This window comes from Isoptericola sp. NPDC057559, from assembly GCF_042801555.1.
In the GTDB taxonomy this organism is placed as follows: domain Bacteria; phylum Actinomycetota; class Actinomycetes; order Actinomycetales; family Cellulomonadaceae; genus Isoptericola.
The window spans coordinates 1-20,269 of the sequence record NZ_JBHVFQ010000020.1; the positions used below are offsets into that span (position 1 = coordinate 1).

Here is a 20,269-nt window from a genome sequence, read left to right on the forward strand (position 1 = left end):
CCGCCCGGCAGGCGTCGATCCCCGTGCCCGGGCGCCTGCGCGTGCTGCCCGAGTTCGCGAGCCGCCGCCACCTGCCGTCGCGCCTCGCACGCCTGCGGGAGATGGACGGCCGGGCCGCGGTGCAGGTGCGCGGCGAGGGCACGGAGTTCGACTCGCTGCGCGAGTACGTCGTGGGCGACGACGTCCGCTCGATCGACTGGCGTGCCACCGCCCGGCGCGGCGACGTCGTCGTGCGCACGTGGCGCCCCGAGCGCGACCGGCGCGTGGTGATCGTGCTCGACACCGGGCGCACCTCCGCCGCCCGCATCGGCGGCGCGCCGGGCGCCCACGTCCCGACGTCCCCCGGGGCCGGGGACGGCGACGAGCCCGCCTCGACGCTCGGGGGCACCCGGCTCGAGGCGAGCATCGAGGCGGCGCTGCTGCTCGGCGCCCTCGCCGACCGCGCGGGCGACCGCGTGCAGGTGCTGGCCTACGACCGCGCGCTGCGCGCCCGCGTGGCCGGGGCGTCGGGCCCCAGGCTGCTGCCCGCGCTCGCCGAGTCGCTGGCCGTCGTCGAGCCCGCGCTGCTGGAGACGGACTGGCCGGGCCTCGTCGGGCAGGTGCGCCAGCGCGTGTCGCAGCGGTCGCTGGTCGTGCTGCTCACGTCGCTCGACCCCGCCGCCGTGGAGACGGGGCTGCTGCCCGTGGTGCATCGGCTGTCCGGCACGCACCAGGTGGTCGTCGCCGCCGTCGCCGACGCGGACTCGGCCCGGCTGCGCGCCGACCGGTCGTCGGAGGCCGCCGTCTACGACGCGGCCGCGGCCGCCCGCGCGGACCTGGAGCGGGCCGCCGTCTCGGCGGTGCTGCGCCAGCACGGCGCCGAGGTGGTCGAGGCGCTCCCCGACGACCTGGCGCCGCGCCTCGCCGACACGTACCTGGCGCTCAAGGCCGCCGGCCGCCTCTGACCCCGTTGCCCGCCGCGAGGGTCAGTTGCCGGTCATCCCGCTGAGGTCCATCACGTCGTCGGCGGCCGGCGCCTGGACGTCGGGCGCCTCGTTCAGGTCGGACAGCACCATCTCGCCGTCCCCGGGGCTGCTGACGCCGACCAGCTGGTTCGAGCCGTCGGCGGTGACCTGCATCGACGTGCCGTCGTCGGCGGCGTACTCGTAGACCTGCTGCCCGTGGAAGTCCACGAGCTCACCCGGGGTGTCGTCGGGCACGTCCGCGGCGCTCGGGAGGTCGGCGGCGAACTCGTCCACGAAGCTCTCGAGCGACAGGTCGTCGGCGCCGGCCTCCTTCGGCAGCTGCAGGTACTTGTCGCCGAGCGCCTCGGAGATCGCGCCGTCCGAGTCGCCGAAGTTGGCCGCGAAGAACTGCGGGGACGCCTTGAGGTAGGTGGCACCGTCGACGCGCAGGATGGTCGCGTCAGCGGGCTTGCCGTCCACCGTCCCCGACATCGTGAGCGTGAAGTCGCCCTCGCCGGTGACCGCGCCGGACCCCTCGATCCTCATGGTCTCGCCGTCGTCGACGAAGGTCCCGGTCAGCGTCAGCGACGTCAGCGCGGCGACGTTCGCCTTCACCTCGTCGGCGATCTCGGAGTACGGCGGGACGTCCTGCGCGGGCGCCGACTCCTCGGCCGCCTCCTCGGGCTGTCCCGACCCCGTGACCGTGCCCGCGGTGGGGGCGTCCGTCGAGGGGCCGCCGTCGCAGCCGGCCAGTGCGAGCGCGCCGGCGAGGGCGACCGAGGTGAGGACGAGCGGCTTCTTCGTCATGGCGGCCTCCTCGGGCCGACGGGCCCCGGCGTGCGCGCGGCACGGGCGGGCCCGACCAGGTTGCCTGGAAGCCATCCACGCTAGGTGAGGGCACCCCGCGCCGACCAGGCCCGCGGCCACAATCCACCCGGTCGACCGGCTGCCCGGTCCCCCGAGCCGCGGCCGCGTGCCGTCAGCCGACGGTCGGCACGACCTCGCCCGCGCGGTCGGCGTCGAGGTCGCCCGTGAGGCCGGCGGCGGTCGCCCGGCGGCCCAGCACCACGACGTAGACCCAGAACCCCGCGAGGGCGATCGTGCCGATGACGATCTTGAGCCACCACGGCAGCGCGGAGCCGGTGACGTACCCCTCGATCAGGCCGGACACCGCGAGCGCCCCCGCGAGGCCGATCGCGACGGTCACCAGCGCGCGCCCCTCCTGCGCCAGCGCCACGGTGCGCGGGCGGGGGCCCGGGGACACCGCCGTCCAGAACAGCTTGAGCCCTGCCGCGCCCGCGACGAACACGGCGGTGAGCTCGAGCAGCCCGTGCGGCGCGATGAGCTGCAGGAACAGGTCCAGCTCGCCGTAGGCGGCCATCATCCCGCCCGTGGCGCCCACGCCCACGGCGTTCTGCACCAGCACCATGGCGGGCCACACGCCCGTGATGCCCAGGCCCACGCACTGCGCGGCGATCCACGCGTTGTTCGTCCACACCATCGCGGCGAACGACGCGCCCGGGTCGTAGTAGGACGCGAAGGCCTCGTTGACGTACGCCTCCCGCTCGGAGGGGGTGCCCATCGCGGCGAGCGCGCCCGGGTCGGTCGCCACCCGGTACCCCGCCAGCACCGCGAGGGCCAGGCAGACCACGACGACGCCGAGCGTCCACCAGCGCACGCGGTACAGCGCGGCCGGGACGGTCACGGCCACGAACCGCACGACGTCGGCCCACGCCGGCTCGTGGGCGCCCGCGATGCGCACGCGGGCGCGGCTGAGCAGGTCGGAGAGCCGGGTGACCAGCACCGGGTCCGGCGCCGCGGACCGCACCGTGGACAGGTGCGTGGCCACCGCCTGGTAGAGCCGCACGAGCTCGTCCGCCTCCGCGCCGTCGAGCCGCCGCTTGCGGGTGAGCTGCCGCAGCCGCTCCCACTGGGGGCTGTGCACGGCGGTGAAGGCGTCGAGGTCCACGGTCGATACCCTTCCACACGGGACACGTCGCACGAGCGGGGGATGCACATGCACGACGGGATCGTCATCGGCGAGGGCGTGGTGCTCGACGCGCGCCCCGCCTCGTTCGTCAGCCGCGCGCTCGCGGCGCTGCTCGACCTCGCGGCGATCGTCGTCGTGGGGATCGCGCTGCTCGTCGTGGTCGCGGTGCAGGACGTCCAGATCGACCAGCAGTGGGCCGCCGTGCTCGGCGTGGTCGCGGCCGTGCTGGTGATGGTCGTGCTGCCGGTGACGGTCGAGACCCTCAGCCGCGGCCGGTCCCTGGGGAAGCTGGCGGCGGGGCTCCGGGTGGTCCGCGACGACGGCGGCCCGGTGCGCTTCCGGCACGCCTTCGTGCGCGCCCTGGTGGGCGTGGGCGAGCTCTGGCTGACGTTCGGCAGCGTGGCCCTGATCGCGTCGCTGTCGAACTCCCGCGGCAAGCGCCTCGGCGACCTGCTGGCCGGCACCTACGTCATCCGGGTGCGGGGCGGGCGCGGCTGGACGGTGCCGCTCGCGATGCCCCCCGAGCTCGCCGCCTGGGCGCGCACGGCCGACATCCGGCGGCTGCCGGACGGGTTGGCCCTCGCCGCCCGCCAGTTCCTCGACCGCGCGCCCCGCCTCGCCCCCGCGTCGCGCGCCGGCCTGGCCGACGACCTCGCCGGCAGCATCGAGCCGCTCGTCGCCCCCGGGCCGCCGCCCGGCACGCCCGCCGAGGCGTTCCTGCACGCCGTGCTGCACGAGCGCCGCGACCGCGAGCTCGAGCGCGGGCAGGCGGAGCAGGAGCGGGCCGAGGCCCGCGCCGCCACCCTGCACCGCCTGCCCTACGCCGTCCCCGACCCGCCCCGCTGACCCCGGTCAGGAACGGCGGGGGCGGTCCTCGAACCGGCCGAACACGCGCACCAGGCCGAGCAGCACCAGCAGGAACGCGGCGAACCAGATCGGCCGGGACGCCCACCAGTCCGCGCCCCAGGCGGCGGGCAGCCGCTGCCCGAGGCCCAGCAGCGCCACGCCGACGACGGCGAACATCGCCGTGAGGTGCCACAGGTAGATCGTCATCGACCGGCGGGCCAGAGCCCCGACGACCCGCTGCCCGGCGGCCGTGCCCGCCCGGCGCACGAGGGCGGCGCGGAACAGCAGGACGAGGCAGACCTGGGCGACCGCGTGCGCCACGACGGGCGCGGTGGGCGGGCCGAGGTTGGAGATCTCGTCGCCGGGCATCCCGATCATGCTGGGCGGGTAGGGGCCGACGGCGACGAGCACGGCCATGGCGGCGACGGCGGCGAGGGCGCCCGCGGCGAGCAGCCGGCGAGCGGTGCGCGAGCCGAGAGGCTCGGCGGGGCGGCGCGGGGCGCCCCGCTCGGCGGCGTACGCGATGCCGGCGAGGTAGGGGGCCGCCCACGCGAGGAGCACGTTGGCCCAGGCGAGGCCGGCGGTGACGTCGTTCGGGAGCCCGAAGCGCAGGGCGTCCAGGGCCAGCGGCAGCGCCACCGCCGCGCCGAGCGCACCCCAGCGCCACCGCTCCCACGCGGCCCGCAGCAGGGGCGTGATCGCCATGAGCACCACCCACACGCCGAGGAACCACAGCAGCTGCGGCGCCATCCGGGCCATCCGCCACACGGCGTCGTCGGGCACGCCCAGGGCGAGCAGCGCGGCGACGGCGAGCGCCCAGGCCGCGGCGAACGCGCCCACCGGGCGGGCGACGGCCCGCAGCCGGGCCAGGACCACGCCGCCCCAGCCGCGGCCGGCGGTGGCCGTCCCGCCTCGCTGGTAGCCGGCCGAGGCACCGGCGGCGAAGAACAGGAGGGCCAGCGGCTGGAGCCAGGTCACGAGCCAGCCGGCGCCGTGGCCGAGGGCGTTGCCGACCTGCAGCGTGCGGCCGTCCCACGCGGCCTCCGCCATCAGCCAGTGCAGGAGCACCACGCCGACGGTGCCCACGGCCCGCACGACGTCGACGAACGGGTCCCGCGGGCGGCGGAGAGGCGCCACGGGGGCCGCGGGGGCCGCGGCGGCGTCGGGCCGGGGCCGGACGACCGGCGGCGGCGCGGACGGGGCGGGTGGGGCAGGGGCGTCGAGGACGGCCACGATGGCTCCTGAGGCTCGGTGAGAGGGACACTCTCAGCCTCGTGACCTGCGACGTCGCCGGACATGGGCCTGGCCCCCGCCCCGCCCGGCTCCTCCCCCGGGTCGTTCCGGGGGACGTCCCCCGTCGACCTGTCAGGACAGGTCTCGGCTCAGGCGTCGACGCCGAGGTAGCGCAGCACGGCGAGCACGCGCCGGTGGTCGGCGGAGTCCTGCGGGAGGTCCAGCTTGGTGAAGATCGCCGCGACGTTCTTCTCGACGGCGCCGTAGGACAGGAACAGCGCCTCGGCGATCGCGCCGTTGGAGCGGCCCTGCGCCATCAGCTCGAGCACCTCCTTCTCGCGCGGCGTCAGGCGGGCCACCCCGTCCTCGACGGAGCGGTGCGCGCCCATCAGCTGGCGCACGACCTCGGGGTCGAGCACCGTCTCCCCCGCGGCCACGCGCCCGAGCGCGGCGACGAAGTCCCCGACGTCGGCCACGCGGTCCTTGAGGAGGTAGCCGACACCGCGCGGGTCGCCCTCGAGCAGGCGCGACGCGTACCGCGTCTCGACCCACTGGGAGAACACCAGCACGGGCAGCCCCGGGTGGGCGGCCCGCAGCGCCTCGGCGGCGCGCAGCCCCTCGTCCGTGTGGGACGGGGGCATGCGGATGTCGGCGACGAGCACGTCGGGCAGCGCGCCCGCGGCGGCGAGGGTGGTGACCTCGCGGACGAGGGCGTCGCCGTCGGGCACGGCCGCCACGACGTCGAACCCGCGGCGGGACAGCAGCGCGACGAGGCCGTCGCGCAGGATCGCGGAGTCCTCGGCGACGACGACGCGCAGACCGCCCGGCGCGCCCGGCGCGTCGGAAGTCATCGGGCGGTGCCGGGGGCGGGCAGCGGGATGGTCACGGTGATCACCGTAGGCCCTCCGGCGGGGCTGACCACCCCGAGCGTGCCGTCGACACCGGACAGCCGGTCGGTCAGGCCCGCCAGCCCGCTGCCGCGGCCCGACGCGTCCGGGGCGCGCACGGCCGCGCCGCCCACGCCGTCGTCGTGCACCCGCAGGACCAGGGCGCGCACGGCCGCGCCGGTGGCGGTGTCGGCCACGGGCTCCACGCCGGCGACGACGTCGACCCCGGTGGCGCGGGCGTGCTTGGTCGCGTTGGCGACGAGCTCCGCGACGGCGAAGTAGGAGATCGCGGTGACGCTGGGCGGCAGGTCGGCGGCGTCGAGCCCGACCGCGTGCACCCGGACCGGCAGGGCGGCGCGCGCGGCCAGGGTCTCCAGGGCGACGGCGAGGCCCGCGTCCAGGGCGGGCGGCCGGATGCCGCGGGCCAGCTCGCGCAGCTCCGCGAGCGTGTCCTTGGTGCTGGAGTGCGCCGTCTCCAGGACGGCGGCGAGCTCGGCCTCGTCGGCGCCGTCGCGCAGCAGCTCCCGCGCCTCGCCGATCTGCATGGCGACGGCCACGAGGTGCGCCTGGGTGCCGTCGTGCAGGTCGCGCTCGATGCGGCGCAGGCGGGCGTCGGCGTCCTCCACCGTGACGGCGCGGGCCCGCTCGGCGTAGGCGACGCGCAGGCTGGCCCGGGTGGGGCTGAGCAGCCCGACGGTGAGCAGCCGGAAGAGCCCCGCGAACAGGGCCTGCACCTGCGGCCACAGGTACAGCAGGATCACTCCGGCGGCGACGAGCAGCAGCTGGCGCGCCGGGGTGTCGACGAACCAGTCGGTGCCGAACGACGCGCCCCGGTGCCAGGTGCCGTCGCTCGCCTGCTGCAGCGGCAGCCAGCGCGACCAGAACCAGTGCGTCATGCCGCCGAGGGCCACGGCCAGGAACACCGTGCTCACGACGAACGACACGATCGCCAGCGGGAAGGTGACGACCATGTACAGCAGCGACCGCCAGGCCGTCGAGTCGCCCAGCATCCCGCCGAGCCGACGCCAGAAGCCCTTGCGCGGCGTGCGCGGCGCGGGCTCGGCGATCTCCACGCCGAGGTAGCGCACCGCCATCCGCCGGTACGTCGAACCCCAGCCGCGGGCCCCGATCAGCACGCCGCCCGCCACGAACAGGCCCACGACGGTGACCGCGACCCCCGCCATGAAGGAGACGGTGAAGATCGCGTACGTGAACGCGAACGGCGCCAGGAGCAGCGAGAGCCAGATGAACCCGTAGGCCCGCCAGGTGCGGCCGTCGAACGGGGCGAGGAGGAACGGCGGCGCGCCGTCGTCCGCGCTCGGCGACGCCGGAGCCGCCTCCGTCGAGTGCGGGGTGGCGGGCGACGGTGCGGTGCCGTCGGTGGACGTCATGCTGGTCATGCTTCCAGGCTGCCGCCCGCGGCGCCGAGCCGATATCCGGCCCACCGCCGTCCTGCCGGGGGTTGTCCCCCCTGCCGGGCCGGTCCGGACCGCGGCAGAGGGGCTCCCTCGTCAGTACCGGTAGTGCTCCGCCTTGTACGGGCCCTCGACCGGCACGCCGATGTACTCGGCCTGCTCCTTGCTCAGCTCGGTGAGCCGCACGCCGAGCGCGTCGAGGTGCAGGCGCGCGACCTTCTCGTCGAGCACCTTGGGCAGGCGGTACACCTGGCGCTCGTACTGGCGCTCGTCGGCGGGGCGGGCCATGTCGGCGAACAGCTCGATCTGGCCGATCACCTGGTTGGCGAACGAGTTCGACATGACGAACGACGGGTGGCCGGTCGCGTTGCCCAGGTTGAGCAGGCGCCCCTCCGAGAGCACGATGATCGACCGCTCGGGCCGGCCGTCGGCCGCGGGCAGCGTCCACTCGTGCACCTGGGGCTTGATCTCGGTCTTCACGACGCCCGGCACGGCGGCGAGGCCGGCCATGTCGATCTCGTTGTCGAAGTGGCCGATGTTGCCGACGACGGCCTTGTCCTTGAGCGCGAGCATGTGCTCGACGCGCACGACGTCCTTGTTGCCGGTCGTGGTGATGACGAAGTCGGCCTCGCCGATCACGTCGTCCAGCCGGGCCACCTGGAAGCCGTCCATCGCCGCCTGCAGCGCGCAGATCGGGTCCACCTCGGACACGATGACGCGCGCGCCCTGGCCGCGGAACGCCTCGGCCGCGCCCTTGCCGACGTCGCCGTAACCGCAGACGAAGGCGACCTTGCCGCCGATGAGGATGTCCGTGGCGCGGTTGATGCCGTCGGGCAGCGAGTGCCGGATGCCGTACTTGTTGTCGAACTTCGACTTGGTGACCGAGTCGTTGACGTTGATCGCCGGGAAGATCAGCTCGCCCGCCTCCGCGAGGTGGTAGAGCCGGTGCACGCCCGTCGTCGTCTCCTCGGTGACGCCGCCGATGCCCTGCGCGACCGTGGTCCAGCGCAGCGGGTCGGAGTCCAGCGCCCGGCGCAGCACGCTGCGCACCACGTTCATCTCGTGGGTGTGGTCCGGCTCGCCGGGCAGCGTGTCGGGCGGCACGACGCCGGCGCGCTCGTACTGCAGGCCCAGGTGCACCAGCATCGTGGCGTCGCCGCCGTCGTCGAGGATGAGGTTGGGGCCGCCCTGGCCGTTCTCCGCCCCCGGCCACACGAGGATCTGCTCGGTGCAGTCCCAGTACTCCTCGAGGCTCTCGCCCTTCCAGGCGAAGACGGGCACGCCCTGCGGGTCGGCGGGGGTGCCGTGCGGGCCGACGACGATCGCCGCCGCGGCCTCGTCCTGCGTGCTGAAGATGTTGCAGCTCGCCCACCGGACCTCGGCGCCGAGCGCCACGAGCGTCTCGATGAGGACGGCGGTCTGCACCGTCATGTGCAGCGAGCCGGCGATGCGGGCGCCGGCCAGCGGCTGCGACTCGCCGAACTCCGCGCGCAGCGCCATCAGGCCGGGCATCTCGTGCTCGGCCAGGCGGATCTGGTGCCGCCCCGCCTCCGCCAGCGCGAGCGCGCGCACCTTGTAGCGGCCGGGAACCTCGTCGAAGCCGGTGGTTCCGGGTGCCTCAGCGGTCGTGGACATGGTCGCCCTCCTGGACGTCTCGGGGTCATGTCGGTCGCGCTGGGGGCTCCCGTCTGCGCGTGGCCTGCCGTCGGCGGCACGGGCCAGCACCCAGGGTAGTCCGGGGCTGGTGCGTCGTCAGCCGTTCTTCGACGGGCGGTAGCCCGCCTTGCGCGCCGCGGAGGTCGTCGTGAAGCACTCCTCCGGCTTGGTCTGCTTGTAGTAGCGGCCGCCCGGCACGTGGTAGATCCAGTCGCCCTTCTTGGCCGTCGTCTGGTTGCCCTTGATCGGCGCCCAGCTCGGGCAGTTGTACGCGCTGACCGGCGTCGTGCGCGACGGCTTCTTGCCCTGCTTGACGACGAGCGTCTGCGTCTTCGACTTGGCCTTCGTGGCCGACCAGACCTTCGCCTTCGCCGAGGTGAGCCGGTAGGTCTTGTAGGTGACCTTCGTCGTCACCTTGTACGTGCCGGCCTTCAGCGCGACGGACTTCTTGTTCTTCGCGACGGTGGTGCCGGCCTTCTTCACCGTGAGCGTCTTGGACTTCACCGCGACGTGGCCCTTGGCCGTGACGTTCGGCCGCACCGTCGTCTTCTTCTTGTACGGCGCGGTCTTCGTGCCGATCTTCTTGATCGTCACCTGGGTGGTGGTCGCCGCGGCGGCCGACGGCGCGCCGAGGGTCGCGGGCACGACGGCGAGCGGTGCCGCCAGCAGGGTGACGGTCGTGACGATCGCGGCGAGGCGGCCGCCCCGGCGCGCGGGCGAAGTGTGCTTCACGAGCTGCTCCTGGGGGGTGCGCCGACGACGTCGGCAGGTGAGGTGGCGCGACCCCGGCCCTCTCGCGGCGGCGGCCGTCGTCGGGCCGCCCGCCGGGGGGATGGTGTCGCCAGACAAGTATGTGAGCGCTCTTGCCGAAAGCAACCGGTCGATGTCGGACTTCACCCGTTGCGGGGCGGGTGATCTTCGCCGCAGTCGGCCCTGTCCACGGCAGGACGAGAACCGCCGCCCACCGGTCCCGGTCGGGGACGGCGGACGGCGGCGCTCAGGAACCGCGACGGTCAGCTCGAGACGCGCCGCCAGGAGCAGCCGTAGGCCTCGAACCCGACGTCACCGGTCAGGACCTTCCAGTAGCCCGGCTCGGTGAACTCGGCGGCCTCGTCGATCGCCGCGTGCGTCATCGTGAAGCTCTTCAGCGCGGCGACGTAGCAGACGTCGTCCGAGTACGCCGGCCCGGTGGTGTAGTACAGCCCGGGCTTGAGCTGTCCCCCGCCCGTGCCGACCTTGTAGATGCCGTCGGTCGGCGTGGACGTCCGCACCTTCCCGTACGCGGCGTACTTGCGCCACGTGCCGCAGCCGGTGGTGGCGAAGTACTTGTCCGTGCTGCGGATCGTCATGATCGTCTGGCCGTAGGTCAGACCCGCCCAGACCATCTTCTTGTTCCCGTCGAGCCGCTGGACACGGCACCCTTTCGGCGAGCCGGGAGCGACGTACGTGCCCGCCTTGATCTGCGTCCCGACCTTGTACGTGCCGTTCTTCGTGAGCACCGGGGCGGGCACCGTCACCCGCGCCGTCGCGGCGCTGGTGCGGGTGGAGGAGTAGTAGCCCGAGCGGACGCCCTTGACGGTGACGGTGATGCGCTTGCCGTACTGGGCACCCGTGAGCTTCAGGCTCGACCGGGTCGCACCCTTGATCTCCGTGCCGTTCGCCTTCCACTGGTACCGCCAGGACGACGGCTTCGGCGTCCACGTGCCGCGGCTGCTCACCTTGAGGGTGGACCCGATGCGCGCGCTGCCCGAGATCTTCGGTGCCGACGTCCGGGAGTAGACCCGCAGCACCGTGGACGACGAGCTCGTCACCGACGTCGTGGCGTACCCCGAGCGGCTGCCGGTGACGGTGACGGTGAGCTTCTTGCCCGCGTACCTCGACGGGACCGTGTACGACGACTTCGTCGCGCCGGAGATCTTCGCGCCGTTGGCGCGCCACTGGTAGCGGTAGGTGCTCGCGGCGGGCTTCCAGGTGCCCTTCGCGACGGCGACCTTGGCGCCGACGCGCACCGTGCCGCTGATCTTCGGCCGCGGCGCGGACAGGACGCCGGCGGCGACGGTCTTCCAGCCGCTCGTGCGGGTCACCGTGGTGTAGCCCGACTTGGTGCCGGTGACGCGGACCCGCAGCGTCTTGCCCTTGACCGACGCGGTCGGCGTGTAGGTGGTGCCCGTGGCCTTCGAGATGGCCACGCCCGACGCGTACCACTGGTACGTGAGCGTCGTGCCGGCGGTCCAGGCGCCCGGCTTCGCCGCGACCTTCGAGCCGACGCGCACGGTGCCGGAGATGGTCGGGGGCGGCGCCGTGAGGACGCCGGCGGCCACCGTGACCGGCACGGTGGTCCGGGTGGTCTCGTAGCCGGGGCGCGTGCCTGTCACCGCGACGGTGAGCACCCCGCCCCTGTCGGCCACGACCGGCGTGTACGACGACGTCGTCGCGACGGTCGTCGTGCCGGTCGCCCGCTCGACGGTCCAGCGGTAGGCGAGGGTCGTGCCCTCGGGCCACTCCCCCGGCTGCACGGTGACGCGGCTCCCGACGCGCACGGTGCCGGACACGGTGGGATCGGCACCGGCGATGGCGCCCGGCGCCACGGTGCCGTCGGCGGTCACCACCACGGACGCCGAGGGGACGCCGTCGACGGCGCCCTCCGGCGCGGTGCCGGTGATCGCGACGCTCAGGACGCCGCCGACGGCACCGGCCGGGACGACCAGGGCGGCTCCGGTCCCGTCCGCGACCTCGACCCCGTCCACGGACCACTGGTAGTCGAAGGCGAGATCGACGTCGGCGGGCGTCCAGAGCTCGGGGTGCGGGTCGACCACGACCTGCTCGCCCACCCGCAGCGTGCCCGCGACGGCGAGCTGCGCGACGTCGGGCGCGACGACGTCGGTGAGGGCGGCAGGCGCCGTCGGCCCGGTCGTCGGCCCGGTCGTCGGCTCGGCCGTCGGCTCGGTCGTCGGCTCGACGGCGACCTGGCTCTCGGGCGGGGGGTCGGTGGCGGCGACCGCGGCGGGCGCGGCCACCAGCGGCGCGACGACCAGGGAGAGGGCGGCGACGAGCGCCGTCGTGCGCGCGCGGTGCCGCGCGCGGCCGGACAGGACAGGTTCCACGGGTCCTCCGGGACTCGTGCCGGCCAGGTGCCCGGCCGGCGAGGGTGAGGGCACGGCCGCAGGGCCACGTCGGCGTCGGTGCCGGTCGCCGCGGCCGTGCCGAGGCGCGGGCGGGCGGTGCTGCGCCGAGTATGGAGCCCCGGTCACCGGTCACCCTCCGGCTTCGGTCGTCGAGCCCGAAATTCACCCGCTCGCGAGCAGGTTTTCACCCGCTCCGCCGGCGTTCGTCGCGGCCGTCCGATCGCGCCCGACCCGCCCCGTGAGGCGCCCACGACTTGCCGAGTCCTTGCCGTTCCCAGATGCTTTCTTCACGGTCGCCGCCTCCCGAGTGGCGCCAGATGGTGGCCCGGGACACACTGTTCAGGCGCGGATCGTGACCTGCGTCACGCGCTTTGTCACATTCCGGTAACGATCGCTGCACCCTTCTGACCAGCCAAAAGTCGGTGTTTCCCCAGGACAACCCGGAAGAAACGCGCAGATCAGGCGCGCTTTCTCAGTTCGCCACGGCACCCGTCGGCGTAGGAGGGTGCTTGATGCCCTTGTGCCCACTGGAACCGCGGAAGCACGGGAACCCGTGACCGGTGCTCGACGCACCGCCCGGCGAACCGTGGGTACATCCGAACGTGATGGAAGGTGGCGAGCCCTGCCCGTATGACGGGAGACAGCAGTACCACCACAGCAACGCCCGCCGAGACGTCCGGGGTCACCCCCGCGGTGTCGGTGAGAGGCGTCTACAAGGTCTTCGGGCCCAAGCCTGGCGAGGCCGTGCGCCGCCTCGAGGCGGGAGCCTCGCGCGACGAGGTCAAGAGCCTCGGTACCGCCGCGGTGATCGACGCGTCCTTCGACGTCGCCCCCGGCGAGATCTTCGTCGTCATGGGCCTGTCCGGCTCCGGCAAGTCGACCCTCATCCGCATGCTCAACGGCCTGTGGACCCCGACCGCGGGCGACGTCCTCCTCGGGGACGCGAACCTCGCGACCGTCGACGGCAAGCGCCTGCGCGAGCTGCGCCGCACCCGCGTCAGCATGGTCTTCCAGCACTTCGCGCTGCTCCCGCACCGCACGGTGCTCGACAACGCCGCGTACCCGCTGGAGATCCAGGGGGCCGGCAAGGCCGAGCGGCAGGAGAAGGCCCGCCAGGCGCTCGACATGGTCGGCCTCTCCGGCTGGGAGGACTCGCTGCCGTCGCAGCTGTCCGGCGGCATGCGTCAGCGCGTCGGCCTCGCCCGCGCCCTCGCCGCCGACACCGACGTGCTGCTCATGGACGAGGCGTTCAGCGCCCTCGACCCCCTGATCCGCTCGGAGATGCAGGAGCAGCTCCTGGAGCTCCAGGAGAAGCTGGGCAAGACGATCATCTTCATCACGCACGACCTCAACGAGGCCATGCACCTCGGGGACCGGATCGCCGTCATGCGTGACGGGCGGATCGTGCAGATCGGCACCGCCGAGCAGATCCTGTCCGACCCCGCCAACTCGTACGTCGAGAAGTTCGTGGCGGACGTCGACCGGTCGCGCGTGCTCACGGCGTCCTCGGTCATGCAGCGGCCGCGCCTCACCGTGCCCGCCGGCGGCGGGCCCCGCCAGGCGGCGCGCGAGATGCGCGAGGCCGAGGTGTCGGGCGCGTTCGCGGTCGACCGGCGGCGCGTCCTCAAGGGGCTCGTCCGCGCCGACGACGCGGTGCGCGCCACGAAGGAGGGCGCGGAGAAGCTCGACGGCATCCTCGACACCGAGGTCACCTCGGTGCACCAGGACACCCCGATCGCCGAGCTCTTCGCCCCGGCGGCAGAGTCCGCCGTGCCGCTCGCAGTGGTCGACGACGAAGGCCGCCTGGTCGGCGTCGTGCCGCGCGTGACGCTGCTCGAGGCCATGGCCGGCGAAGCGGTCGAGAACGGCAACGTGTCGACCCCGGGGACGACGCAGGAGGTGCCGGCCGACGACGAACCTGCCGGGACGACGGAAGGAGCCCCGGCATGATCGTCACCGCTGCCAGCGACACCCTCGTCCCCCGGATCCCGGTGGGCGACTGGATCGAGACGGCGATCGACTGGGTCACCGACACGTTCGACCCGCTGTTCGACGCCGTCAAGACGTTCTTCGAGTCGATCTACGACGGCCTGGACTGGGTGCTCAGCACGCCGCCGTTCTTCGTCGTCGCGATCGTGCTCGCCGCGATCGCGTTCTGGGCCCGCGGCTGGAAGCTCGCGCTCGGCTCGCTCGTCGGCTTCGTGCTGATCGCCGCGATGGACCAGTGGGGCAACGCCATGGACTCCCTGGCGCTCGTGCTCCTCGCGTCCGTGGTCGCGCTGCTGATCGGCATCCCGCTCGGCATCTGGTCCGCGCGCAACGAGCACGTCTCACGCGTCGTCCGGCCGATCCTCGACTTCATGCAGACGATGCCCGCCTTCGTCTACCTGATCCCGACGGTCGTCATCTTCCTCACCGGCCCCGTGCCCGGCATCATCGCGACCATCGTGTTCGCGCTCGCCCCCGGCGTGCGGTTCACCGAGCTCGGCATCCGTCAGGTCGACTCCGAGGTGGTGGAGGCCGGCCGCGCGTTCGGCTCCACGGACCGCCGCATCCTGCGCCAGATCCAGATCCCGCTGGCGATGCCCACCATCATGGCGGGCGTCAACCAGGTGATCATGCTGGCCCTGTCGATGGTCGTCATCTCCGGCATGGTCGGCGCCGGCGGCCTCGGCGGCGACGTCGTGGGCGCGCTCTCCAGCGTCGACATCGCCCTCGGGTTCGAGGCAGGCCTCGCGGTCGTGTTCCTCGCCATCTACCTCGACCGCGTCACCTCGGCCCTCGCGGACCGCTCCCCGGTCGCGAAGGCCCTCAAGGCCACGCGCTGACGCTCCCGCTCCTCGCTCGTGCGGCGGCCGCCGCGCCGCCGCACGGGCACCCTCAGGAAGGACAACCATGAATCTCGGACGCCACACCCGCCGCGTCGCCGCCGCCGGCGGCACCCTCGCCCTCGCCGTCTCCCTCGCCGCCTGCGCGTCGGACGACGACGGCGGCTCGAGCACCGGCTCGGGTGACGAGAAGGAGATCACCATCGGCATCCCGTCCGGCTGGGACGAGGGCATCGCCGTCTCGAACCTCTGGGCCAAGGTGCTGGAGGAGAAGGGCTACGACGTCGACACGAAGACCGCCGACATCGGCGTGGTCTTCACCGGCCTCGCCGGCGGCGACATGGACGTGCTCTTCGACACCTGGCTGCCGCTGACGCACGCCAGCTACGTGGAGAAGTTCGGCGACGACATCTCCGACCTCGGCACCTGGTACGACGACGCCAAGCTCACCATCGCGGTGAACGAGGACTCGCCGGCCAAGACCATCGGCGACCTCAAGGACATGGCCGACCAGTACGACAACAAGCTGGTGGGCATCGAGGCCGGCGCCGGCCTCACCAAGGTCACCAAGGAGCAGGCCATCCCGACCTACGGCCTGGAGGACCTCGACTACACGATCTCCTCGACCCCCGCGATGCTCGCCGAGCTCAAGGGCGCCGTCGACAAGGGCAACAACATCGCCGTCACGCTGTGGCGCCCGCACTGGGCCTACGACGAGTTCCCGATCCGCGACCTCGAGGACCCCGAGGGCGCGATGGGCGACGCCGAGGAGATCCACACCTACGGCACCGAGGACTTCGCCGACCGCTACCCCGAGCTCGCCGGCTGGCTGAAGAGCTTCACGCTCGACGACGACCAGCTGTTCTCGCTCGAGAACCTCATGTTCAACGACGACCAGTACAAGGACGACCCGGAGGCCGCCGTCGACGCGTGGCTGAAGGCCAACCCGGACTTCGTCGACCAGGTCACCGGCGGCGCGTCCGCCGGCGACGCCGCGAAGTGACCCTTCGCTGAGGTAGCCCGGTCCTCGCCGGGGTGGTTCCGCCGACGCGGAACCGCCCCGGCGATCGTCGTACTCCCCCGGCGAGGTCCGGGCTCCCTCGGCGGCGCTCGGTACGGTGGCCGGGTGCCCCGCTCCACGCTCCTGAGGATCACCGGCGACCGCGACCGCCTCCACCTGGTCCTGATGCTCGCCCTGACGTTCTCCACCGGCATCGCCGACGCGGTCGGCTACCTCGGGCTCGACCGGGTGTTCACCGGCAACATGACGGGCAACGTCGTCATCCTCGGCATGGCGCTGGCGGGCGGGGACGGGCTGCCGGTCGCGGGCCCGCTGCTCGCCCTCGGCACGTTCATGGCCGGGGCCGCGCTGGCCGGCGTGGTGCTGCGGCCCGTGCAGGTGGGGTGGACCACCCGCACCACCGGGCTGATCGTGACGGTCGGGGTGCTCCTCGCCGCGATCACGGTGCTGCTCGCGGTCACGGGTGCCGACCTGCCGCGCACGATGCAGCTCGTCGTGACGGGGCTGCTGGCCCTGGCGATGGGCGCCCAGGCCGCGACGGCGCGGCACCTGTCGGTCAAGGACGTCACGACCGTCGTCGTCACCTCGACCATCACCGGTCTGGCCGCCGACTCCCGGCTGGCGGGCGGCTCCGGCAAGCACTCCGGGCGGCGCGTCACCGCGATCGCCCTCATCTGCGCGGGGGCGGCCGTCGGCGCGCTGCTCCTGCAGGCCCACCTGGCGTGGGGCGTGGCCGTGTCCGCGGTGCTCACGCTCCTCGTCGCCGCCCTCGGACACACCACGGAGGAAGCCTCAGCATGACGTCCACTCCCCCGCCCACGCCGCCGTTCACGCCCCCGCCCACCCACCCGACCCGACCCGACCTGCGCGGCACGTTCGGGATGGTCGCGTCCACGCACTGGCTGGCGAGCGCGAGCGCGCAGTCCGTCCTCGAGCGCGGCGGCAACGCCTTCGACGCGGCCGTCGCGGGCGCGTTCGTGCTGCACGTCGTCGAGCCGCACCTCAACGGGCCGGGCGGGGACATGACGGCGGTCCTCACGACCGCCGCCGAGCCGGGGCGGCCACGGGTGCTCGTCGGGCAGGGCCCGGCGCCCGCGGGCGCGACGATCGCGCACTACCGGGACGTCGAGGGCCTGGACCTGGTGCCCGGGTCGGGTGCGCTGGCCGCGGCCGTCCCGGGCGCGGTCGAGGCCTGGCTGCTGCTGCTGCGCGACCACGGCACCTGGACCGTGGCGGACGTCCTCGCCCCCGCGCTCGGCTACGCGCGCGACGGCCACCCGGTGCTCGCGGCCGTGTGCCGCACGATCGAGGGCGTGTCCGGCCTGTTCCGCGACCACTGGACCACCTCCGCGGACCGCTGGCTCCCGGGCGGCCGGGCGCCGCGCGAGGGCGAGCTCGTGACCAACCCCGAGCTCGCCGCCGTCCTCGGGCGCCTCGGCGCGGCGGAGGCCGACGCCGCGTCCTCGGGCGCCGACCGCGCCGCGGCCGTCGACGCCGCCCGCGGCGCCTGGCGCGCCGTGGTGGGCGAGGCGGCCGCGGAGTTCGTCCGCACGCCGCACCGGCACGCGGACGGCCGGGACCACGCCGGCGTGCTCACGGCGGCCGACGTCGCCGGGTTCGAGGCGTCGTTCGAGGACGCCGCGACGGTCGACTTCCGCGGGTACACCGTGGCCAAGACCGCCGCCTGGGGGCAGGGCCCCGCCCTGCTGGAGGCGCTGCGGATCCTCGACGGGCTCGACGACGCGCGGCTCGACCCGTCCACCGAGCTCGGCGCGCACACGGTGCTCGAGGCACTCAAGCTCGCCCTCGCCGACCGCGACGCCTGGTACGGGGACGGTGACGTGCCGCTCGACGCGCTGCTCTCCGAGGAGTACGCCGCCGCCCGCCGCGCGCTGATCGGCGACCGGGCCTCCCACGACGTGCGCCCCGGGCAGGTCCCCGGCCGGCCCGCGCCCTCGCTGCCGCCGCTGCGCACCGAGTACGCCACCGACGTGCCCGCCGCCGCGCTGCCCGGGGCGCCGACCGGCGGCGCCGCGGCGGGCGTCGGCGAGCCCACCGTCGCCGTCCCCGCGGCCGCGCCGCTGAACGGCGACGGCCTCCAGACCGACGCCACGGGCGCGACGCGCGGCGACACCTGCCACCTGGACGTCGTGGACCGCTGGGGCAACATGATCAGCGCCACGCCGTCGGGCGGCTGGCTGCAGTCCTCCCCCACCGTGCCCGGCCTCGGCTTCGCACTCGGCACCCGCCTGCAGATGACCTGGCTCGACGAGTCGTCCCCGTCCCGCCTGGAGCCGGGCCGGCGCCCGCGCACCACCCTGACGCCGACGCTCGTGCTGCGCGACGGCGCGCCCGTGCTCGCGTGCGGGTCCCCGGGCGGCGACCAGCAGGACCAGTGGCAGCTCACGTTCCTCCTGCGCGTGCTGGTGGGCGGCTACACGCCGCAGGAGGCGATCGACGCCCCCGCCCTGCACACGACCTCCGCACCCGGCTCGTTCTGGCCCCGCACCTGGACGCCCGGCGGCGCCGTCGTCGAGGACCGGCTGGGCGCCGACGTCCTGGCCGGGCTGGCCGAGCGCGGCCACGTGCTCACCCTCGCCGGGGACTGGGCGCTCGGGCGGCTCAGCGCCGTCACGCGCGACCCCGCCACCGGCGTCGTCGGCGCCGCGGCCAACCCCCGCGGCGGGCAGGGCTACGCCGCCGGCCGGTAGCGCCGCGCCCCGACCCACGGCACGCGGGAGCCCCGACCTCCGACGAGGCCGGGGCTCCCGCGCCCTGGGAGTCCGCGGGGCGTCAGCCCAGCGTCACCGCGTCGAGCGCGTCCGCCAGGCCGTCCCCGAAGAAGCTGTTCTCCTCCGGGGTGCCGACGCACGCGGGGCCGGCGGTCGTCGTGCCGCACGGCCGGTCGTCCGCCTGGTCGCGCACGGCCCGCTCCAGCATCGCCGGCGACCAGCCGGGGTGCGCGGACCTCATGAGCGCGAGCACGCCCGCCACGTGCGGCGACGCCATCGACGTGCCGCTCTTGAGGCCCCAGCCGCCGGGCACGGTCGAGAGGATCGAGCTGCCCGGCGCCGCGACGTCGATCTTGCCGAGGCCGCGGTTCGAGAACGAGCTCAGCGCCTCCGTCCTGGTCACCGACGACACCGTCACCACCCCGTCCGCCTCCGTGGGGATGTCCTCGCAGCCCGCGTTGATGGTGCGGTCCACGGCCGTCGAGTCGTTGGGGCTCGCCGTGTCCCGGGTGTTGGTCGACAGGTCGGTGGCCGAGTTGCCGGCCGCCGCGGCGTGCACGGCGCCCCGGTCGGTGGAGAAGTCGATCGCGCGGCGCACGGCCTCCTTCACCGCCGCCTGGTCGGGCTGGTCGTCGCACCAGAACTCGAACGGGTCGATGTAGTACGAGTTGTTGGTGACGTCCACGCCGTGCAGGCCCGCCCAGACGAAGCCGCAGACCGCGTACTCGGGGTAGATGAAGCCGTCGTCGTTGACGACCTTCACCGACGCCAGGCGCACGCCCGGGGCGACGCCGACGATCCCGACGCCGTTGTCCGCGGCCGCGATGGTGCCCGCCACGTGGGTGCCGTGGTCGGACGTCGTGGGCAGCCAGCCGGTGGGCGACGTGTCCGGGCGGCCGGCCGTCGTGCAGTTCACCGAGGCCGCCGCGTCGACCTGCGTCGCGAGGTCGGGGTGGCTCGCGTCGATGCCCGAGTCGAGGACGCCGACCAGCACGTCCTTCGACCCGGGGTCGGTCGCGATCGCCTGGTCGGCCTTGATCATCGCCATGTCCCACTGGGGGGCCTCGCCCGGGTCGGCGGCCGCGACCGCCGTCCCGTCCGAGACGTCCGCCCCCGGCTCCTTGGTCACCGTGGCCTTCCGGGGGCCGCCCTTGGCCCCCGGCACGTCCGCGACGGCGGCCGGGGTGCCCTCCGAGACGGGCACCGTGCGCGTGACGCCCACGGACCCGACGGCGTGCCCCTTGGCGAGCCGCGCGACGTCGGCCCGGAAGGCCGCCCGCGCGGAGTGGGCCACGACGACGCCGATCTCCGGCCACGACTGCACGACGACGCCGCCGGCGTCGACGACCGCCCGCTCGGCGAGGCGGGTCTGGCCGGGGTTGGCGTGCTTGGCGTTGACGACGTACGAGAAGGTCTGGCCGTCCGGCGTGACGACCGGTACCGGGGTGGACGGTGGTTCGTTCGGTGCGTCGGCGGCGACGGCGGCGTTGCCGGCACCGGCGATCAGGAGGGCTGCGGCGGCTCCGACGGCGGCCAGACGCGCGCGACTCGTGGTGCGCATGCTCATGTCTCCCCTTCGTTGGTACGGCCGC

General features: G+C 74.4%; 16 protein-coding genes. 7 read left to right on the plus strand and 9 right to left on the minus strand.

Annotated features, from left to right (window positions below; genetic code table 11):
* On the plus strand, positions 1 to 944 hold a 944-nt coding region (locus ACFU5J_RS16465), incomplete at its 5' end, for a DUF58 domain-containing protein (RefSeq protein WP_430579437.1).
* 21 nt (positions 945 to 965) lie between these two features.
* Here the strand turns inward: ACFU5J_RS16465 and ACFU5J_RS16470 are convergent.
* Both ACFU5J_RS16470 and ACFU5J_RS16475 read right to left on the minus strand, forming a co-directional pair.
* Positions 966 to 1,751 carry a hypothetical protein gene (locus tag ACFU5J_RS16470; RefSeq protein ID WP_430579438.1) on the minus strand — a complete coding sequence of 262 codons (786 nt, stop codon included), beginning with the start codon at positions 1,749 to 1,751 and terminating at the stop codon, positions 966 to 968.
* A gap of 172 nt (positions 1,752 to 1,923) precedes the next feature.
* Positions 1,924 to 2,913, minus strand: a complete 990-nt coding sequence (locus tag ACFU5J_RS16475) for a stage II sporulation protein M (protein WP_430579439.1) — start codon at positions 2,911 to 2,913, stop codon at positions 1,924 to 1,926.
* 48 nt (positions 2,914 to 2,961) lie between these two features.
* On the opposite strand from ACFU5J_RS16475, the gene ACFU5J_RS16480 reads away from it, so the two are divergent.
* Positions 2,962 to 3,780: an RDD family protein gene (locus ACFU5J_RS16480; RefSeq protein ID WP_430579480.1), complete on the plus strand. Its 819-nt coding sequence runs from the start codon at positions 2,962 to 2,964 to the stop codon at positions 3,778 to 3,780.
* Positions 3,781 to 3,786: 6 nt separating this feature from the next.
* Here the strand turns inward: ACFU5J_RS16480 and ACFU5J_RS16485 are convergent, their stop codons facing one another.
* The 6 genes from ACFU5J_RS16485 to ACFU5J_RS16510 all read right to left on the minus strand — a co-directional run bounded on the left by ACFU5J_RS16485 (position 3,787) and on the right by ACFU5J_RS16510 (position 12,075).
* Positions 3,787 to 5,013, minus strand: coding sequence for an acyltransferase family protein (locus ACFU5J_RS16485; RefSeq protein WP_430579440.1), 1,227 nt, complete (start codon positions 5,011 to 5,013; stop codon positions 3,787 to 3,789).
* Between the two features lie 149 nt (positions 5,014 to 5,162).
* The gene (locus ACFU5J_RS16490; RefSeq protein ID WP_430577187.1) at positions 5,163 to 5,864 is read right to left on the minus strand and encodes a response regulator transcription factor; all 702 of its coding nucleotides are present in this window, start codon (positions 5,862 to 5,864) and stop codon (positions 5,163 to 5,165) included.
* On the minus strand, positions 5,861 to 7,300 hold the full coding sequence (locus ACFU5J_RS16495) for a sensor histidine kinase (protein ID WP_430577186.1): 1,440 nt from the start codon (positions 7,298 to 7,300) through the stop codon (positions 5,861 to 5,863). The genes ACFU5J_RS16490 and ACFU5J_RS16495 overlap by 4 nt, the downstream gene beginning before the upstream one ends.
* 111 nt (positions 7,301 to 7,411) lie before the next feature.
* On the minus strand, positions 7,412 to 8,950 hold the full coding sequence (gene ahcY / locus ACFU5J_RS16500) for an adenosylhomocysteinase (protein ID WP_430579441.1): 1,539 nt from the start codon (positions 8,948 to 8,950) through the stop codon (positions 7,412 to 7,414).
* 117 nt (positions 8,951 to 9,067) lie between these two features.
* Entirely contained in the window at positions 9,068 to 9,703 is a 636-nt protein-coding gene (locus ACFU5J_RS16505; protein WP_430579442.1) for a hypothetical protein, read from the minus strand.
* A gap of 281 nt (positions 9,704 to 9,984) precedes the next feature.
* On the minus strand, positions 9,985 to 12,075 hold the full coding sequence (locus tag ACFU5J_RS16510; protein WP_430579443.1) for a hypothetical protein: 2,091 nt from the start codon (positions 12,073 to 12,075) through the stop codon (positions 9,985 to 9,987).
* Positions 12,076 to 12,726: 651 nt separating this feature from the next.
* On the opposite strand from ACFU5J_RS16510, the gene ACFU5J_RS16515 reads away from it, so the two are divergent.
* The 5 genes from ACFU5J_RS16515 (at position 12,727) to ACFU5J_RS16535 (ending at position 18,656) form a co-directional block, all read left to right on the plus strand.
* Positions 12,727 to 14,046 carry a glycine betaine/L-proline ABC transporter ATP-binding protein gene (locus tag ACFU5J_RS16515; protein WP_430579444.1) on the plus strand — a complete coding sequence of 440 codons (1,320 nt, stop codon included), beginning with the start codon at positions 12,727 to 12,729 and terminating at the stop codon, positions 14,044 to 14,046.
* Positions 14,043 to 14,924, plus strand: a complete 882-nt coding sequence (locus ACFU5J_RS16520) for an ABC transporter permease (RefSeq protein ID WP_430577181.1) — start codon at positions 14,043 to 14,045, stop codon at positions 14,922 to 14,924. Before ACFU5J_RS16515 ends, ACFU5J_RS16520 begins: the two co-directional genes overlap by 4 nt.
* A 67-nt stretch (positions 14,925 to 14,991) precedes the next feature.
* On the plus strand, positions 14,992 to 15,927 hold the full coding sequence (locus tag ACFU5J_RS16525) for a glycine betaine ABC transporter substrate-binding protein (RefSeq protein ID WP_430579445.1): 936 nt from the start codon (positions 14,992 to 14,994) through the stop codon (positions 15,925 to 15,927).
* 123 nt (positions 15,928 to 16,050) lie between these two features.
* Positions 16,051 to 16,746, plus strand: coding sequence for a YoaK family protein (locus ACFU5J_RS16530; protein ID WP_430579446.1), 696 nt, complete (start codon positions 16,051 to 16,053; stop codon positions 16,744 to 16,746).
* Positions 16,743 to 18,656, plus strand: coding sequence for a gamma-glutamyltransferase family protein (locus ACFU5J_RS16535; protein WP_430579447.1), 1,914 nt, complete (start codon positions 16,743 to 16,745; stop codon positions 18,654 to 18,656). Before ACFU5J_RS16530 ends, ACFU5J_RS16535 begins: the two co-directional genes overlap by 4 nt.
* 82 nt (positions 18,657 to 18,738) lie before the next feature.
* Here the strand turns inward: ACFU5J_RS16535 and ACFU5J_RS16540 are convergent, their stop codons facing one another.
* Positions 18,739 to 20,244: a S8 family serine peptidase gene (locus ACFU5J_RS16540; protein ID WP_430577177.1), complete on the minus strand. Its 1,506-nt coding sequence runs from the start codon at positions 20,242 to 20,244 to the stop codon at positions 18,739 to 18,741.
* Positions 20,245 to 20,269: the final 25 nt, after the last annotated feature.

Excerpts from the sequence above, each read along its gene's own strand:
- ACFU5J_RS16495 (WP_430577186.1), bottom strand. The coding sequence starts at position 7,300 with ATGACCAGCATGACGTCCACCGACGGCACCGCACCGTCGCCCGCCACC.
- ACFU5J_RS16470 (WP_430579438.1), bottom strand. The coding sequence starts at position 1,751 with ATGACGAAGAAGCCGCTCGTCCTCACCTCGGTCGCCCTCGCCGGCGCG.
- ACFU5J_RS16480 (WP_430579480.1), top strand. The coding sequence starts at position 2,962 with ATGCACGACGGGATCGTCATCGGCGAGGGCGTGGTGCTCGACGCGCGC.
- ACFU5J_RS16525 (WP_430579445.1), top strand. The coding sequence starts at position 14,992 with ATGAATCTCGGACGCCACACCCGCCGCGTCGCCGCCGCCGGCGGCACC.
- ACFU5J_RS16540 (WP_430577177.1), bottom strand. The coding sequence starts at position 20,244 with ATGAGCATGCGCACCACGAGTCGCGCGCGTCTGGCCGCCGTCGGAGCC.
- ACFU5J_RS16520 (WP_430577181.1), top strand. The coding sequence starts at position 14,043 with ATGATCGTCACCGCTGCCAGCGACACCCTCGTCCCCCGGATCCCGGTG.
- ahcY (WP_430579441.1), bottom strand. The coding sequence starts at position 8,950 with ATGTCCACGACCGCTGAGGCACCCGGAACCACCGGCTTCGACGAGGTT.
- ACFU5J_RS16535 (WP_430579447.1), top strand. The coding sequence starts at position 16,743 with ATGACGTCCACTCCCCCGCCCACGCCGCCGTTCACGCCCCCGCCCACC.
- ACFU5J_RS16515 (WP_430579444.1), top strand. The coding sequence starts at position 12,727 with ATGACGGGAGACAGCAGTACCACCACAGCAACGCCCGCCGAGACGTCC.
- ACFU5J_RS16490 (WP_430577187.1), bottom strand. The coding sequence starts at position 5,864 with ATGACTTCCGACGCGCCGGGCGCGCCGGGCGGTCTGCGCGTCGTCGTC.